Origin of the sequence: Methylosinus sp. H3A, from assembly GCF_015709455.1 — a bacterium.
Lineage (GTDB): Bacteria > Pseudomonadota > Alphaproteobacteria > Rhizobiales > Beijerinckiaceae > Methylosinus.
The window spans coordinates 604,552-619,950 of record NZ_JADNQW010000005.1; the positions used below are offsets into that span (position 1 = coordinate 604,552).

Consider the following 15,399-nt stretch of genomic DNA (forward strand, 5'->3'; position numbering starts at 1 on the left):
GGCGTAAACGAAGGCTCCTCGCCCACAGCCGCAGATCGTCCCCCATGAAGCGTTCCATCTTCGCCTCTCTGGCTCTCGCTCTTTGCTGCGCCGGCGCGGCGCATGCGCAGCCGCAAGCCGCGGGGCAGAGCGATTGGCCCTGCCGGCAAGTGAAGGTGCAGAGCGTGGCCGTCGCCGGCGTCTGGACCGGGCCGTCGATCGACGGCGCCACGAGCTGGCGCGACGACGCCGCCCTCGGCGATCTCGTCGCCCGCATCAGCGCGCGGCGCACGCCGATAGAGACGGCGCAAAAGCTCGTCGGAGACTTCGCCACTGCGGCTGGGGACAAGCGCAAGGAACGGCTGACGGCGCTGTTCGCCGGCGTCTATGACACGCTCGAAGCCGAGCGCCATGCGGTGCTCGCAGGGCTCGATCGCTATGGCGCGAAGCAGAAGCAGCTCGCCGATAGGCTGCGCGAGGAGACGCAGACTCTGCGCGCCGAGCAAGACAAGGCCTCACAGGACAAGGCCTCGCAAGATGCGCAAAAGCTCAAGGACGCCAGCGAGGCCCTGCAATGGGATCTGCGCGTCTTCGACGAGCGGCGCCATGCGCTATCCTATGTCTGTGAGACGCCGGCGCTCATCGAGCAGAGGCTCGGCGCTCTGGCGCGCGTGATCGAGGCGGCGATCGATTAGAATTCGCTAGAGCGCGTCGCTGCGGAAATTTCGTTCGAAGAACTTACGCCGCGGAGAATTGCGATGCAGGATCATAGAGCCGTGTCTTCGCGCCATCGTGTTTTCGCCGAGCGCTACGCCGCGGGCAAGGAGCGGCGCCGTTTCGCGCCGCGCGAGAGTCTCGCGGATTTCTCGCCCGTAGAGCGCGACCCCACCGCCATACTCGCCGCCACCGACGCGGGACGCGTCGCCTCGCTGCTGCCCATTCGCTATGAACGAATGGCGCATTCGCCCTTCGCCTTCCTGCGTGGCGCGGCCTCGATCATGGCGGAAGACCTCGCCGCTCTGCCGACGCCGGGCCTCGCGGCGCAATCTTGCGGCGATTGCCATTTGATGAATTTCGGCGCGCTCTTGTCGTCGGAGGGCAATGTGCTCTTCGACATAAACGATTTCGACGAGACCTTGCCCAATATCGACTTCACCGTCGATCTGCGGCGCCTCTGCGCGAGCTTCGCCGTCGCCGCGCTCGATGCGGGGCGTTCCGACAAGCGCGCGCGCCACGCCGCCGAGCTCGCGGCGCGGGGCTATCGCCAACATATGCGCAGCCTCTCTCGCCTCTCGCCGCTGAAGGCGTGGCGCGACCGCATCGATCTCGTCCATATAGCGGACGGCTTGCACGAGCGCCTCGCGCGCAAATTGCGCGGGCTCGTCGCGGCGACGCGGCCCGACCGCGAGGACGAGAATTTCCCGCATCTCGAATCGACGCCCATGGGCCTGCGCATAGAGGAGCGCCCGCCGCTCATCTATCATGTCGGCAATGGTGGCGACGTCGCGACGCGTTTCGACATACCCGCCATGTTCGCGGGCTGCGGCGCGACGCTCAATCCGGAAGTGGTCGCGCTGCTGCGCCGCTACGAGCTGTCGGATACGGCGTTCAAGGTCGTCGGCGTCGGCAGCGTCGGCACATTTTGCGCGATCGGCCTCTTCGCCACTGCGGACGACGAGCCCTTGTTCCTGCAGCTCAAGGAGGCGCGCCCCTCCGTGCTGGCGCGGCTCGCGCCCGAGGCCGCGGCGCAATGGAAAGAGCCGCAGGGCAAGCGCGTCGTCCATGGCCAGCGCGTGATGCAGGCCTCGACCGATCTCTTCCTCGGCTGGACGAAGGACGAGGCCACGGGCCGCCATTTCTACGTGCGTCATTTGAAGAACCGGCGCCTCGACTCGGTCGCGGAGCTCTTCGAGGAACATGCGCTCGACGATTACGCCACGCTCTGCGGCCGCGTGCTGGCGCGCGCCCATGCGCGCTCGGCCGACCCCGCCATCATCTGCGGCTATATGGGCAAGAGCGCGGTCTTCGACGACGCCATGGCCTCCTTCGCCATGCTCTACGCCGCGCGCAACACATGCGATCACGCAGAATTCCTCGCCTGGCGCGCGCGGGCGAATGACGAATCCCAAGGGAGCGACAAAGGCCGATGAATGATTCGACATCGAAGCTGCACGCCGTCATCGCGGAAGGCGTCGCGCGCATCCTCATCGACAATGCCGAGCGCCGCAACGCTTTCGACTTCTCCATGTGGCGCGCCCTGCCCTCGCTGCTCGCAGCACTCGACGCGGACGAGACCGTGCGCGTCGTCGTGCTGACCGGCGCGCCGAATCTCCCCTTCTGCTCCGGCGCCGATATTTCGGAATTCTCCACCGTGCGCGCGACGGCGGAAGGCGGACGCGCCTATGAGCAAGCCAATGTCGAGGCCTTCGACGCGCTGTCGCGACTGGGCAAGCCGGTGATCGCGGCGATCGCCGGCTTTTGCATGGGCGGCGGCATGGGCCTCGCCGCCGCCTGCGATCTGCGCATAGCGGCGGAAGGCTCGGTGTTCGGCATTCCGGCGGGACGGCTCGGCGTCGGCTATCCGCCGGAAGCCATGAGCTATGTCGTCGCGGCCGTCGGCCCGCAGACGGCGATGGACCTGTTCTTCACAGCGCGGCGCATAGACGCCGAGGAAGCGCGCGCGGCGGGCTTCGTCTCGCGCGTGCTGCCGAAGGAGAGTTTCGACCAGGCCATCGCAAATATCGCCAAAGGCGTCGCCGCCAATGCGCCGCTCACTCTGCGCGCCGCCAAGGCGGCGATAAGACGCGCCGCGGGATTGCCGCATGCGCTTTCGGCGGAAGACTGCGAGAGGCTCACCGCCGCCTGCTTCGACAGCGCCGATTACGCCGAGGGCCGCACGGCTTTTCTCGAGAAGCGTGAGCCGAAATTCAAAGGGAGTTGAAATGACTGCGCCGCTCACTCTCGCCGACATCGAAGCCGCGGCCGCGCGCATCGCTCCGCATGTCGAAACGACGCCATTGCTCACGGCGCCGCTGCTCGACGAAGAGATCGGCTTTCATCTGCTCGTGAAGGCGGAAAATCTGCAGCCGATCGGCGCTTTCAAGCTGCGCGGCGCCTTCAATCAAATATTGCAATTGACGGAAGAGGAGCGCCGCCGCGGCGTCATCGCCGTCTCCTCCGGCAATCACGCGCAGGCCGTCGCTTTCGCCGCGCGCGCGATGGGCGTTTCAGCGACGATCGTGATGCCGCGCGGCGCGCCGCGCGTAAAACTCGAGCGCACGCAGGCGCTCGGCGCGCGCGTCGAATTCTATGATCGGCTGAGCAATGATCGCGACGCGATGACGCGCCGCCTCGCCGAGCAGGATGGGCTGCGCTTCATCCACCCGTACGACGATCCGCGCACCATCGCCGGACAGGGAACCATCGGCCTCGAGATTTTCGCGCAGACGCGCGCAAAGGACATTGCGCCGGATGCGATCATCGCCGCCTGCAGCGGCGGCGGGCTCGCCTGCGGCATTGCGCTGACGTTGCAACTCTTCGAGCGCACGCCGCTGATGTTCACGGCGGAGCCCGCGGGCTTCGACGATATGCGCCGCTCGCTGGAGAGCGGCGCCGCGCAGGCGAACGCCGCGCTCACCGGCTCGATCTGTGACGCTCTGCTCGCGCCGACTCCCGGCCGTCACACGCTGCCCATTCTGCTCGCCTGCAACGCGCAAGGGCTCGCGGCGAGCGATGCGCAAGTCGAAGCCGCGATGCGCATCGCCGCCGAACATTTCCGCATCGTGCTGGAGCCCGGCGGCGCCGCGGCGCTCGCCTGCGCGTTGATCGAGCACGAGCGCTTCGCGGGAAAGACGGTGGTCGTCATCGCCTCCGGTGGCAATGTCGATCGGAAAGATTTCGCGGCGATTCTCGATCGTTCGAGCTGAAGCGCCCCCTCCCTCACCTTTCCCCGCTTTCGCATAATCGGATTCACACATAGCGAACCCAACGGCCGTCATGGCCGGGCTTGTCCCGGCCATCCACGCCAAGCGGCTGAAAAATTTGAGGAAATAGACTGATTTCGGCTTGCGTCGGGCGGGTTCGTGGCAGGGCCCGGTAGAGGTCGCCGGAACTTCCACATCACGCCAACCTTCCGAGAAGCCACGCGGCGTGTTGGCGTGGATGGCCGGGACAAGCCCGGCCAAGACGTCGTGGGGGCGAGGATGTGTGCATTCGATAGCGTCGTCGCACGTCACTTATGTCGACGCGGCCCCGCGGCGCTCTTGCGCTCGCCACGCGCAGGCGTCGCAGAAACTTTCGCCTTCTCTTCGATCGCCGCCTCCGCCAAAAACCCTTCGAGCGCGCGCGCGAGGCGGCGGAATGTCTCCTTGCGCGCCGAGGAGGCGCGAAAGACGAGGCCGATGCGGCGGAAGGGCGCCTCGCCCGCCAGCGGCCGCACGACGAGATCGAGACCGCGCAATATTCCGGCGTCGAGCGCCATTTGCGGCAGCAGCGTCACGCCGAGCCCATTGGCCACCATTTGCGCGAGCGTATAGAGGCTGGTGCCTTGAAAGGCGACATTGCGCCGCGCGCCCTCGAGCGCGCAGGCGGCGAGCGCATGATCGCGCAGGCAATGGCCCTCCTCCAGCAGCAGCAGATCCTCGGCCGCCATATCGTCATGGCCGACCGCCGACAGACGGCTCAGTCTGTGCCCCGGCGGGCAGACGACGACGAAAGGATCGACGCCTATGTCGATCGTCTCCATGCCGCGCGAAGGATAGGGCAGCGCCAGCACGGCAGCGTCCAATTCGCCGGCGTCGAGACGCGCCAGCAGCGGCTCGCTCTGCTCCTCGCGCAGATAGAGCTTCAGCTCGGGAAAGGCGGAGCGCAGTCGCGGCAGCACGCGCGGAAACAGAAACGGCCCGATCGTCGGAATGACGCCGAGCCGCAAAGGCCCGGACATGGGCGCCTGGGCGGCGCGGGCCAGCTCGACGATATCCTGCGCCTCGCGCAGCAGCGTGCGGGCGCGCTCGGCCAATTCGCGGCCGACCGGCGTCGGCGAGACCTTGCGCTTGGTGCGCTCGAAGAGGCGCACGCCGAGCAATTGCTCGAGCTCCAATATTCCGGCGCTCAGCGTCGATTGGCCGACGAGGCAGGCCTCGGCCGCGCGGCCGAAATGCCGCTCGTCGACGACGGCGACCAGAAAACGCAGCTGCCGAAGTGTGGGCAAGACCGCCATGCGCCATATATATCGTCAAACTCGATTATTGCAGCCTGTTTTTTTCGCTTTTATCGATGATGAAACCCCATTAGGTTCCGCGCGTCTTCCCCAGACGCGCGCGGACCATCCGCCTCCGACGCGCTCCACCAGCTAAGGAGAAAACGAATGTCTCTCATCGGCTCCGAGATCAAGCCGTTCAAGGCGACCGCCTTCCACGCCGGCAAATTCGTCGACGTCACCGAGGCCACGCTCAAGGGCAAGTGGTCGGTGTTCTTCTTCTACCCGGCCGACTTCACCTTCGTCTGCCCGACCGAGCTCGAAGACCTCGCCACCAATTATGCGGCCTTCAAGGCCGTCGGCGTCGAGATCTACGGCGTTTCGACCGACACGCATTTCGCTCATAAGGCCTGGCACGACACCTCGCCGGCGATCGGCAAGATCGAGTATCCGCTGGTCGGCGATCCGACGCTGACGCTGAGCCGCAATTTCGACGTGCTGATCGAAGAGGCCGGCCTCGCCGACCGTGGCACTTTCGTCATCGATCCGGACGGCAAGATTCAGATCGTCGAGATCAACGCCGGCGGCGTCGGCCGCAATGCGCTCGAGCTGCTGCGCAAGATCAAGGCGGCGCAGTATGTCGCGGCGCATCCGGGCGAGGTTTGCCCGGCCAAGTGGGAAGAGGGTCAGAAGACGCTCGCTCCCTCGCTCGACCTCGTCGGCAAGATTTGATTTCGCTTCACGCCTCCGGCCGGTTCGCCGGCCGGAGGCGCCTCGAGGCCGTCGAAAATTCCCCTACCTCATCCTGAGGCGCTTTTTGCGGAACGCAAAAAGCCTCGAAGGATGCTCCAGAACGCGCTGCGGCGCCCCCTTCGAGACGCCTGCTGCGCAGGCTCCTCAGGGTGAGGGGATTATTCTCGAAAATCGGGAGTCGAAGATGCTGGACGCCGCTCTGAAAACCCAGTTGCAGGCCTATTTCGCGCGCATCGTCACGCCCATCACGCTCCGCGCCTCGCTCGACGACAGCGAGAAATCCACAGAGCTCGCCGAGCTGCTGCAGGAGGTCGCGAGCGTCTCGGACAATATCTCCTATGTGCGCAGCGACGATGATTCGCGCCGTCCCTCTTTCGCGATCGAGCGCCAGGGCGCCGATATCGGCCTGCGCTTCGCCGCCATTCCGGGCGGACACGAGTTCAATTCTTTCGTGCTGGCGCTGCTGCATGTCGGCGGCCATGCGCCCAAGGAGGACGACGACACTCTCGCGCGCATAAAGGCGCTCGACGGCGATTATCGCTTCGAGACCTATTTCTCGCTCACCTGCCAGAACTGCCCCGAGGTGGTGCAGGCGCTCGATACGATGGCGGCGCTCAATCCGCGCGTGCGCCATGTGGCGATCGACGGCGGCCTCTTCCCCAAGGAGGTGGAGGAGCGTGGCATAATGGCCGTGCCCGCCGTCTATCTGAACGGCGAGCCCTTCCAGCATGGCCGCGCGACGCTCGAGCAGATTCTCGACAAGCTCGACGCCGGCGCGGGCGAGAAGAAGGCCGCCTCCATTTCCGCCAAGGAGCCCTTCGACGTGCTGGTGGTCGGCGGCGGCCCGGCGGGCGCGGCGGCGGCGATCTACGCCGCGCGCAAGGGCGTGCGCACCGGCATTGTCGCGGAGCGTTTCGGCGGCCAGGTGCAGGACACGGCGGGCATAGAGAACTTCATCTCGGTTCCGCACACGGAAGGGCCGCAAATGGCGGCGGCGCTGGAGCGCCACGTCGCGGAATATTCCGTCGATGTGATGAACGGCCAGATCGCCTCCGCGCTGGTTCCCGCAGCCGAGGCCGGCGGTCTCGCGGAGCTGAAGCTCGCCAATGGCGCCTCGCTGAAATCGAAGACGATCATTCTGGCGCCGGGCGCGCGCTGGCGGCGCATCAATGTGCCCGGCGAGACCGAATATATGACGAAAGGCGTCGCCTATTGCCCGCATTGCGACGGGCCGCTGTTCAAGGGCAAGCGCGTGGCGGTGATCGGCGGCGGCAATTCCGGCGTCGAGGCGGCCATTGATCTCGCCGGCCTCGCCTCGCATGTCACCTTGCTCGAATTCGACGCGAAGCTGCGCGCCGACGGAATCTTGCAGGAGAAGCTGCGCTCGCTGCCCAATGTGACGATTCTCGTCTCGGCGCAGACGAGGGAGATTCTCGGCGACGGCGCCAAGGTGACGGGGCTCGTCTATCGCGACCGCGAGAGCGAGGAGACGCGCAACATAGAGCTGGAAGGCGTGTTCGTGCAGATCGGCCTATTGCCGAACACCGAATGGCTCGACGGCGCCGTCACGCTCACGCGCTATAAGGAGATCGAGATCGACCGCCGCTGCAACACTTCCGCGCCGGGCGTTTTCGCCGCCGGCGACGCGACGACGGTTCCCTATAAGCAGATCGTCATCGCCATGGGCGAAGGCGCGACGGCCGCGCTGTCGGCCTTCGACCATCTCATGCGGATGTGATGCGAGTTCGCTTCTCGGTCTTTGCGAGAAGCGTGAGCCGCGAAGCAATCCAGAGCGCCCCTCGTCTCTGGGTTGCTTCGCTCCGCTCGCAGTGACGGTGGCGCGCGATCGAGCGCCGGCCCGCGCCGGTCAGATCTGACCTTTGATCTCGATGAGCTCGACATCGAAGATGAGCGTGGCGTTGGGCGGAATCACGCCGCCGGCGCCGCGCGCGCCATAGCCGAGTTCCGGCGGAATGACGAGCGTGCGCTTGCCGCCGACCTTCATGCCGAGAATGCCCTGATCCCAGCCGGCGATCACCTTGCCGGCGGACAGGCGAAACTCGAAGGGCTGGCCATGGTCGAGCGAGCTGTCGAACTTCTTGCCCTTGGCGCCGTTCTGCGAGACCCAGCCGGTGTAATGCATCTTCAGCATTTGCCCCGGCTCCGCGCCGGCGCCTGTCCCGACTTTCGTGTCGGTGATCTTGACGCCGGTGGCGGTGGTGGTCGTCGCAGGGCTTTGCGCTTGCGCGGGCGCGAGGAGCGCCGCGGCGGCGAGCGCGAAGGCGGCGAGAGCGTAGGGACGGAAAGCGGCGCGCATGTCGGATCCTCGAGGATTAGGGCGCGGGGCTGCGCTCTCGTCAATAGCGCGGCCCTGTCTGCCAGCGAGGCGCGCAGGTGTCAACACGGCCGCCATCCTGCGCGAAACGCTGCGGCGATCTTCCAAATTCGCACTGCGCGACGCATCGAACGATTCGCCGCTCGGAGCCGGCGAGACCGTAGCGGACGCGAATTTTTTCCTTCGCTCCGACTGTGTTAGAGCGGGCGCGCGGGGGAATGCTTACGTGGGTTTAAGGCTCGAGGCCTAAGGTCGCGCCAGAGCTTTTCTCCGGAGTCCCCATGGCCGCCTTCGCGCCGACTGTCGTCATTTGCATCGACCACGCCTCCGTGACCGGCGGCCAGGCCAAAGTGGCGATCGAGAGCGCGCTCGGGCTCGCCGCCCATGGCGCGCGGCCCATCGTCTTCGCCTCCGCCGCGCCGGTGGACGAGCGACTCGCCGCGGCCGGAGTCGAGGTCGTCTGCCTCGGCCAGCACGACCTGCTCGGCAATCCTTCGCGCGCCGCCGCCGCCATTCAGGGCACATGGAATCAGCGCGCGGCGCAGGCGCTCGGCGAGTTGCTGGCCCGCCTGCCGAAAGACGACACGATCGTGCATGTGCATGGCTGGGCCAAGGCCTTGTCGCCGTCCATAGCCGCGCCGATCCGCGCCTCTGGCCTGCCGCGCGTCTATACGCTGCATGAATATTTCCTGTTCTGCCCCAATGGCGGCTTCTACAATTACAAGAAGCATGAGCTCTGCCCGCTCGAGCCGCTCTCGGCGGCCTGCTGGGCGACGGCGTGCGACGCGGTCAATTATCCGCGCAAGATCTGGCGCAGCGCCCGCCTCACTTTCGCGCGCGATTACGCCAAGCTCGCGGAGCTCTTCTCCGATTACGTCTGCATCTCGAACTATCAGGAAGAGATCATCGGCCGCTATCTGCCCAAGGGCGTGCGGCTGCACCGCATCTCCAATCCGGTCGACGCGGAAGACCTCGGGCGCAAGAGCGATCCCGCCTCCGGCGATTACATCTTCGTCGGCCGCCTCTCGCCCGAGAAGGGCGCCTTTCTCTTCGCCGAGGCGGCGGCCCGCGCCGGGGTCACGCCTGTCTTCATCGGTGACGGGCCGATCGCCGAGGAGTTGCGCGCGCGCGTTCCGCAGGCGCGTTTCCTCGGCTGGCTGCCGCCGGCGCAGGTCCGGGCGCACATGCGCGCGGCGCGGGCGCTGGTCTTCCCCTCGCTCTGGTACGAGGGCCAGCCGCTCACCGTGATGGAGGCGCAGGCGATGGGAACGCCGGTCGTCGTCTCGAACGTCTGCGCCGGACGTGAGGAAGTGGCGGATGACGAGACCGGCCTGTGGTTCGAGAGCGGCAATGCCGAATCGCTCGCCGGCGCGCTGACGCGATTGAAGGACGATGCGCTGGTCGCGCGTCTGTCGGCCGGCGCGCATGACGTCTATTGGCGCGATCCGCCCACGCTCGATCGCCATGTCGAGCGCATCCTCGGCGTCTATGAGGAGATCATGTCACGGCGACGCCTCGCCGCCTGACAATCTTTGCCGGGCGAGCCTCTGAGGCTCGCTCGTCGTCACCGGCGGGACAGCCAGCCCCCTCAGCTCGCCAATCGCGCCGCGTCGGCGTCTTGCGTCGCGGCCTCGGCCTCTTTCTCCGCACGGCGCGGCAGGCGCGCGAGCATGCCGAGCAGAGCGCGGTCGCCGAGCACGACGAGCCGCTCGCCGCGATCGAGCCATTCCACCGCATCCTCTAGGCATTCGGCGTCGGCGAGCTTGGCCTCCGCCATCGCGCGATCGGCGGAAACGACGCCGCGCTTGCGGGGCGGGCGCGCCGGCAGCCAGGCCTCGTGCAATGTGCGCAGCTCGGGATCGCCGTGGATCGCCAGCAGGCAATTCTCCTCGTCCTGGCCGGCGCGCGCGAGCAGCCGATGCAGCGCGCGGCCGCGGCGCGCGATCTTCGGCGTCGTCGTCTCTTCGGGCGTCACCAGCACGCCGGCGCGGCGGAAGGCGAGGCCGAGCCAGCGCTGGCCGGTGATGAAGGAAATGCCGATCGCCAGAATGAGGCCGGCGATCGTCGGCGACATCCAGGCGACGAGCGAGGGCGAGATCATGAGGCCGGCGACCAGAGTCAGCACGCCGAGCGCCACATGCCACTGATGCCGCCGCACGATGGCGTTGAAGGGAACCGAGCCGTCGTCGCGCCGCTGCGGATCCCAGCCGGTGTCGAAGCCGAACAATATGTGGAACACATGCCCGGTCTGGATCAGCATCATGATCGGCGCGAGCAGCGCCGACATCAGCACCTCGAACAAGGTCGAGACCAAGAGCATCAAAACGCCGCCCGAGCCGCGCCGCGTCTCGCGGTCGACCATGGCGAGGATGAGCCCCAGGAGTTTCGGCGCCAGCAGGATCGCCATCGTAAGCGCGAACAGCGCCAGCGAACGCTCCGCGTCGAAGCGCGGCCACACCGGGAAGAGCGTGAATTTGGCGGTGAAATATTCGGGCCGGAAATAGCTCGCCTGAAAGACGAGCACGATGCCGACGAGCAGCTGGGCGAGCCACAGCGGCGATGTGAGATAGCCGAAAATTCCGGTGAGGAAATGCTGGCGCGTCGCCCAATGGAAGCCGCGCGCCCAGAGAATGCGCGAATGCTGCAGATTGCCCTGGCACCAGCGACGGTCGCGGATCGACAGATCGATGAGCGAGGGCGGGCTCTCCTCATAGGAGCCGCCGAGCGTCGGCAACATATAGACGGCGTAGCCGGCCCGGCGAATGAGCGCCGCCTCGACGAAATCATGGCTCAGAATATGCCCGCCGAAAGGCGGACGGCCCTTGAGGTTCGGCAGACCGCAATGATGCGCGAAGGCCTGCGTGCGGATGATTGCGTTGTGACCCCAATAATTGCCGTCGCGCCCCATCCATTGCGCGAGCCCCGCGGCGATGATCGGGCCATAGATGCGCGCGGCGAATTGCTGCACGCGCGCGAACAGCGTGTTGCGGTTGATGATGAGCGGCAGCGTTTGAATAATGCCGGCGTCCGGATCCTTCTCCATCGCCGCGGCGAGACGCACTATGGCGCCTCCGGCCATCAGGCTGTCGGCGTCGAGCACCACCATATGCTCATAGGCGCCGCCCCAGCGCGTGACGAAATCGGCGATATTGCCGGCCTTGCGGCTCGTGTTCTTCTCGCGGCGGCGATAATAGACGCGCGCCTGCGGCCCCAGCCTGCGGCGCATGGCGGCGAAGGCGCGCTCCTCGGCGACCCATATGTCGGGATTGGTGGTGTCGGAGAGGAAGAACCAGTCGAAATGCGCGCCGAGGCCGGTCGCCTCGACATCCTGCAAAATGGCCTGTAGCGCGCCGAAAACGCGGCTCGGCGCTTCATTGTAGATCGGCATCACCACGGCTGTCCGCGCCGCGAGCGCTTCGGGCGGCGGCGGCGGCCGGCGCGCGACGAGCAGCACGAAGAAGCCGACGACGGCGCTGGCGAATGAGAGCGCGATCCAGGAGAAGTTCAGCACGAAGAGCGCGAGCAGCGCCCATTTCAGCGTGGTGACGCCGCCGACGTCGATGACGCGATACATCTCGAGGCCGCCATAGACGGTCAGCGCGAGTCCGCCGCCGAAGGTGATGAATCGCGAGATCCAGGGCGTGCGCCAAAGCTGCGGCGCCGCGAGCCGGCGACGCTCCTTCGCCTCGCGGCGCCGGAACGATTGCGTCGGCATTTCGAGCCGGCGCTCCGGCGGCATGGGCGGAGCGGCGGCGGGATCGACGGGCGGCGGCGGGGCGACGACGTCCGGCGGAACGGGTTCGACGAGAGAGAGAGCTACACCGTCCATCTATAGAGCCATGTTTCGCTGATCGGCTCGTCGCCCGATTGGAGGACGAGGCGCAGCTCGCAGAAGGTCTCGCCGGCAGGATCGACGTCGAAGACGACGCGGCATGTCTTGGCCTTCGGATTGACGAAGGCCCGAATGTTCGTCGCCGATCCCGGCGATGTCGTCAAGGCGGGCCGCAAATTGGCGACTCGCTGCGGATCGCCCAGATTGTCGCCCGCAAACTGGACGATAAAACGGCGCAGTTTCGGCGTCGGCGAGCGGCCGCCGAAAGCCGAGACGGCGACCGCGAAAGGCGGACGCGCGGGCGGGCTCCAGCACCAGAACTGCCGATAGGCGAAAGTCGCCTCCTTGCCGGCGGCGAGCGGCTGCTTGGGCCGCCAATAGGCGACGATATTGGCGTTCACCTCCGATTCGGAGGGAATTTCGACGAGCTGCACCGAGCCCTCACCCCAATCGCCGATCGGCTCCACCCAGAGCGACGGGCGCAGTTCCCAGTGCTGTATGTCGTCCTGATAGGTCTCGATGTCACGGTCGCGCGTCAAAAATCCGAAGCCTTTCGGATTGGCGTCGACGAAGGCCGATATCTGCAGCGTGTCGCGATTGGAGACAGGGCGCCACAGCCATTCGTCCTTGCCGGTGAGCATTTGCAGCCCATTGGTCTCGGCGACGCTCGGCCGCGGATCGTCCGAGCGGCGATGGTCGAGCGGCGTGAACAGCGAGGCCGCCGCCGCGCCGCCGAGCCCCAGATGATCGATCGTCACGCGCGGGAACAAAGTGAATTCCGCATCGATGATCGTCGCCTCGCCCGGACGCAGCGTGAACAGATAGGCGCCCGTCACGCTCTGCGAATCGAGCAGCGCGTGAATGACCAGCGCATTGTCGGCGAGCGTCGGCTTCTCGATCCAGAAGCTGCGGAAGACGGGAAACTCCTCGCCGCGCGGATCGGCGGTGCGAATGGAGAGGCCGCGGGCGGTGACGCCGAGCGTCTGGCCGCGCGCCAGCGCCCGGTAGAAGCTCGCGCCCTGGAACAGAGCCAGCTCCGTGTCCGGGCCGCCGCCCTGCGGGGAGAGCACGCGAAAACCGGAGAAGCCGATATCGGGCGATCTGTCGCCGACCTTCAGAGCGCCATAGTCGAATTTCGCCGGGTCATAGCCGATTCGCTTGGCGATCTTGTCCTCGACGACATAGAGCTCCACCGGCGCGCCGAAGATGAAGCCCCGATGCAACGGCTCGACCGAGAAGCCGCGATTCTCGCCGCTCCATATGGCCGCGCCCGGCCGGGTCTTTATGCCGACATATTGCTCATAGGTCAGATTGGCGAAGGGATCGCGCAATTCCGCGGCCGGCGCGGCGAAAGGCCGCTTGGCGAGCGCGCGGGCGAGCTCGACCACGACCTCGCGGCCGAATAGAGCGGGCCCCGGCGGCGGGGCCGGCGGAGCCGATTGGGCGAGGGCGCGGCCGCCGGGGACGCCGGCGGCGAGCGCGGTCAAAGTGGCTTTCAACAGGTCTCTGCGTACGAACATGCGGGACCGGGACCCGTGACTGACGAGTAAGTGGAAGAAGCGGCGGACTTGTCTATCGGATATACCTGAAAGGACGATGATCGGAACGCGAATCTTTCTTTTTTGGTTGCGCGGCGGAAACCTCGCGCCGAGGCGGCGCTTGCCCGCCTGCCGGCGAATCTGCCAAGACGAATATGAACGTGAGGAAAACGGCGCGGGGCCTCCGCTCCCCGCCCGCAGATAGAGGCCGCGCCGCGACATGGAGCAAGCTCGACCGACCGACCGTCGCTCCCTCGCCGTGGTTCTGGCCGCGGGCGAGGGCACGCGCATGAAATCCCGCCGGCCCAAAGTCCTCCACGAGGTCGCGGGGCGGTCCATGCTCGGCCATGTTCTGGCGGCCGCGGCGGCGCTCGACGAGATCGCCGTCGTCATCGGCGCCGGAAAGGACGATGTGGCGGGCGCTGCCCTCCGCCTGCGGCCGGGCGCGAAAATCTTCGTCCAGGAGAAGCAGCTCGGCACCGCCCACGCCGTTCTGGCGGCCCGCGCCGCCTTCGCCTCGGGCGTGGACGATATCGTCGTGCTCTTCGCCGACACGCCGCTGGTGCGCGCCGAGACGATCGCGGCCCTGCGCGCGGCCCTCGCCGAGGGCGCAGCTGTCGCCGTGCTCGCCTTCGAGGCCGCCGACCCCTTCGGCTATGGCCGCGTGCTCTGCGACGCGGAGGGCCGCCCCCTCGCCATTCGCGAGGAGAAGGACGCGAGCGAGACCGAGCGCGCCTGCCAGCTCTGCAACGCCGGGCTGATGGCCATCGCCGGGGCGAAGGCGCTCGAGCTGCTGGATGGCGTCGGCGCCGCCAACGCCCAAAAAGAATATTATCTCACCGATATCGTCACGCGCGCCGCGGCGGCGGGGCTGGAGACGCGGCTGGTGCTGGCCGCGGAGGAGGAAGTTCTCGGCGTCAACGACCGCACCCAGCTCGCCCGCGCCGAGGCCGTCGCCCAGGAGCGCTTGCGACGCGCGGCCATGCTGGGCGGCGCGACGCTGATCGCGCCGCAGACGGTGTTCCTCTCCTATGACACGAAGATCGGCCGCGATGTGACGATCGAGCCCGGCGTCGTCATCGGCCCCGGCGTCGAGATCGCCGATGGCGCGACGATCCACGCCTATTCCCATCTCGAGGGGGCGGTGGTGGGCGAGCGCGCCTCGGTCGGCCCCTATGGGCGGCTGCGGCCGGGCGCAAAGCTCGCGGCCGAAGCCAAGATCGGCAATTTCGTCGAGATCAAGGGAGCCGAGATCGGCGTCGGCGCCAAGGTCAATCATCTGACCTATATCGGCGACGCCTCCGTAGGGGCGCATTCCAACATCGGCGCCGGCGTCATCACCTGCAATTACGACGGTTTCTTCAAATATCGCACGATTATCGGCGAAAACGCCTTCATCGGCTCCAATTCCGCGCTGGTCGCCCCGGTGACGATCGGCGCCGGCGCCTATGTCGGCTCCGGCTCGGTCGTCACCAAAGACGTCTCGGCCGACGCGCTCGCCGTGGCCCGTGGCCGCCAGATGGAGAAAGCCGGCTGGGCGGAGAGCTTCCGCCGCGTCCAGAAGGCGAAAAAATCCGGCGCGTGACCCTTCTCCCGCGAGCGTCCACTCGTGGGAGAAGGGTCACGCGAAGCGAGGGTCGGTCACCGGTCATTTTGCCGGGAAAACATGGGTTTTTCGGGTGACTGGCTAAAGCGCGTTCGGTCCCTTTGCGGCTGGTCCTCGGCGCGGGACGAAAATTTCCGCGAAAGCGCCGGGAGCGATACC

12 protein-coding genes are annotated in these 15,399 nt (G+C 66.9%); 8 read left to right on the top strand and 4 right to left on the bottom strand.

The features are described 5' to 3' along the window. Positions 1–44 precede the first annotated feature (44 nt). The 4 genes from IY145_RS05970 (at position 45) to IY145_RS05985 (ending at position 3,905) form a co-directional block, all read left to right on the top strand. Positions 45–674, top strand: a complete 630-nt coding sequence (locus IY145_RS05970) for a hypothetical protein (protein WP_196407360.1) — start codon at positions 45–47, stop codon at positions 672–674. Between the two features lie 63 nt (positions 675–737). Next, entirely contained in the window at positions 738–2,129 is a 1,392-nt protein-coding gene (locus IY145_RS05975; RefSeq protein ID WP_196407361.1) for a DUF2252 domain-containing protein, read from the top strand. Then, positions 2,126–2,920, top strand: a complete 795-nt coding sequence (locus tag IY145_RS05980; protein WP_196407362.1) for an enoyl-CoA hydratase — start codon at positions 2,126–2,128, stop codon at positions 2,918–2,920. The genes IY145_RS05975 and IY145_RS05980 overlap by 4 nt, the downstream gene beginning before the upstream one ends. A 1-nt stretch (position 2,921) precedes the next feature. After that, positions 2,922–3,905 carry a threonine/serine dehydratase gene (locus tag IY145_RS05985; protein ID WP_196407363.1) on the top strand — a complete coding sequence of 328 codons (984 nt, stop codon included), beginning with the start codon at positions 2,922–2,924 and terminating at the stop codon, positions 3,903–3,905. A 305-nt stretch (positions 3,906–4,210) separates the two neighbouring features. Here IY145_RS05985 and IY145_RS05990 read toward each other — a convergent pair whose 3' ends face one another. Next, complete coding sequence (locus IY145_RS05990) at positions 4,211–5,197, bottom strand: hydrogen peroxide-inducible genes activator (RefSeq protein WP_196407364.1); 987 nt, start codon at positions 5,195–5,197, stop codon at positions 4,211–4,213. 147 nt (positions 5,198–5,344) lie between these two features. Between IY145_RS05990 and ahpC the strand changes: the two genes are divergently transcribed. Both ahpC and ahpF read left to right on the top strand, forming a co-directional pair. Then, entirely contained in the window at positions 5,345–5,908 is a 564-nt protein-coding gene (ahpC, locus tag IY145_RS05995; protein ID WP_024881072.1) for an alkyl hydroperoxide reductase subunit C, read from the top strand. Between the two features lie 205 nt (positions 5,909–6,113). Further along, complete coding sequence (gene ahpF / locus IY145_RS06000) at positions 6,114–7,667, top strand: alkyl hydroperoxide reductase subunit F (RefSeq protein ID WP_196407365.1); 1,554 nt, start codon at positions 6,114–6,116, stop codon at positions 7,665–7,667. Positions 7,668–7,796: 129 nt separating this feature from the next. Here ahpF and IY145_RS06005 read toward each other — a convergent pair whose 3' ends face one another. After that, on the bottom strand, positions 7,797–8,246 hold the full coding sequence (locus IY145_RS06005) for an FKBP-type peptidyl-prolyl cis-trans isomerase (RefSeq protein ID WP_196407366.1): 450 nt from the start codon (positions 8,244–8,246) through the stop codon (positions 7,797–7,799). Positions 8,247–8,545: 299 nt separating this feature from the next. On the opposite strand from IY145_RS06005, the gene IY145_RS06010 reads away from it, so the two are divergent. Beyond that, positions 8,546–9,790, top strand: coding sequence for a glycosyltransferase family 4 protein (locus tag IY145_RS06010; protein ID WP_196407367.1), 1,245 nt, complete (start codon positions 8,546–8,548; stop codon positions 9,788–9,790). A gap of 62 nt (positions 9,791–9,852) precedes the next feature. Here IY145_RS06010 and mdoH read toward each other — a convergent pair whose 3' ends face one another. Together mdoH and IY145_RS06020 are read right to left on the bottom strand one after the other, a co-directional pair. Further along, the gene (mdoH, locus tag IY145_RS06015; RefSeq protein WP_196407368.1) at positions 9,853–12,093 is read right to left on the bottom strand and encodes a glucans biosynthesis glucosyltransferase MdoH; all 2,241 of its coding nucleotides are present in this window, start codon (positions 12,091–12,093) and stop codon (positions 9,853–9,855) included. Continuing rightward, positions 12,081–13,616 carry a glucan biosynthesis protein gene (locus IY145_RS06020; RefSeq protein ID WP_196407369.1) on the bottom strand — a complete coding sequence of 512 codons (1,536 nt, stop codon included), beginning with the start codon at positions 13,614–13,616 and terminating at the stop codon, positions 12,081–12,083. Before IY145_RS06020 ends, mdoH begins: the two co-directional genes overlap by 13 nt. 238 nt (positions 13,617–13,854) lie before the next feature. On the opposite strand from IY145_RS06020, the gene glmU reads away from it, so the two are divergent. After that, positions 13,855–15,219 (top strand): bifunctional UDP-N-acetylglucosamine diphosphorylase/glucosamine-1-phosphate N-acetyltransferase GlmU, encoded by a 1,365-nt coding sequence (glmU, locus tag IY145_RS06025; protein ID WP_196407370.1) that lies wholly within the window; start codon positions 13,855–13,857, stop codon positions 15,217–15,219. Positions 15,220–15,399 lie beyond the last annotated feature (180 nt).

Coding starts and splice junctions, on each gene's coding strand:
- mdoH (WP_196407368.1), bottom strand. CDS start 12,093: ATGGACGGTGTAGCTCTCTCTCTCGTCGAACCCGTTCCGCCGGACGTC.
- IY145_RS05970 (WP_196407360.1), top strand. CDS start 45: ATGAAGCGTTCCATCTTCGCCTCTCTGGCTCTCGCTCTTTGCTGCGCC.
- IY145_RS05980 (WP_196407362.1), top strand. CDS start 2,126: ATGAATGATTCGACATCGAAGCTGCACGCCGTCATCGCGGAAGGCGTC.
- IY145_RS06020 (WP_196407369.1), bottom strand. CDS start 13,616: ATGTTCGTACGCAGAGACCTGTTGAAAGCCACTTTGACCGCGCTCGCC.
- IY145_RS05975 (WP_196407361.1), top strand. CDS start 738: ATGCAGGATCATAGAGCCGTGTCTTCGCGCCATCGTGTTTTCGCCGAG.
- ahpC (WP_024881072.1), top strand. CDS start 5,345: ATGTCTCTCATCGGCTCCGAGATCAAGCCGTTCAAGGCGACCGCCTTC.
- glmU (WP_196407370.1), top strand. CDS start 13,855: ATGGAGCAAGCTCGACCGACCGACCGTCGCTCCCTCGCCGTGGTTCTG.
- IY145_RS06010 (WP_196407367.1), top strand. CDS start 8,546: ATGGCCGCCTTCGCGCCGACTGTCGTCATTTGCATCGACCACGCCTCC.
- IY145_RS06005 (WP_196407366.1), bottom strand. CDS start 8,246: ATGCGCGCCGCTTTCCGTCCCTACGCTCTCGCCGCCTTCGCGCTCGCC.
- IY145_RS05985 (WP_196407363.1), top strand. CDS start 2,922: ATGACTGCGCCGCTCACTCTCGCCGACATCGAAGCCGCGGCCGCGCGC.
- ahpF (WP_196407365.1), top strand. CDS start 6,114: ATGCTGGACGCCGCTCTGAAAACCCAGTTGCAGGCCTATTTCGCGCGC.
- IY145_RS05990 (WP_196407364.1), bottom strand. CDS start 5,197: ATGGCGGTCTTGCCCACACTTCGGCAGCTGCGTTTTCTGGTCGCCGTC.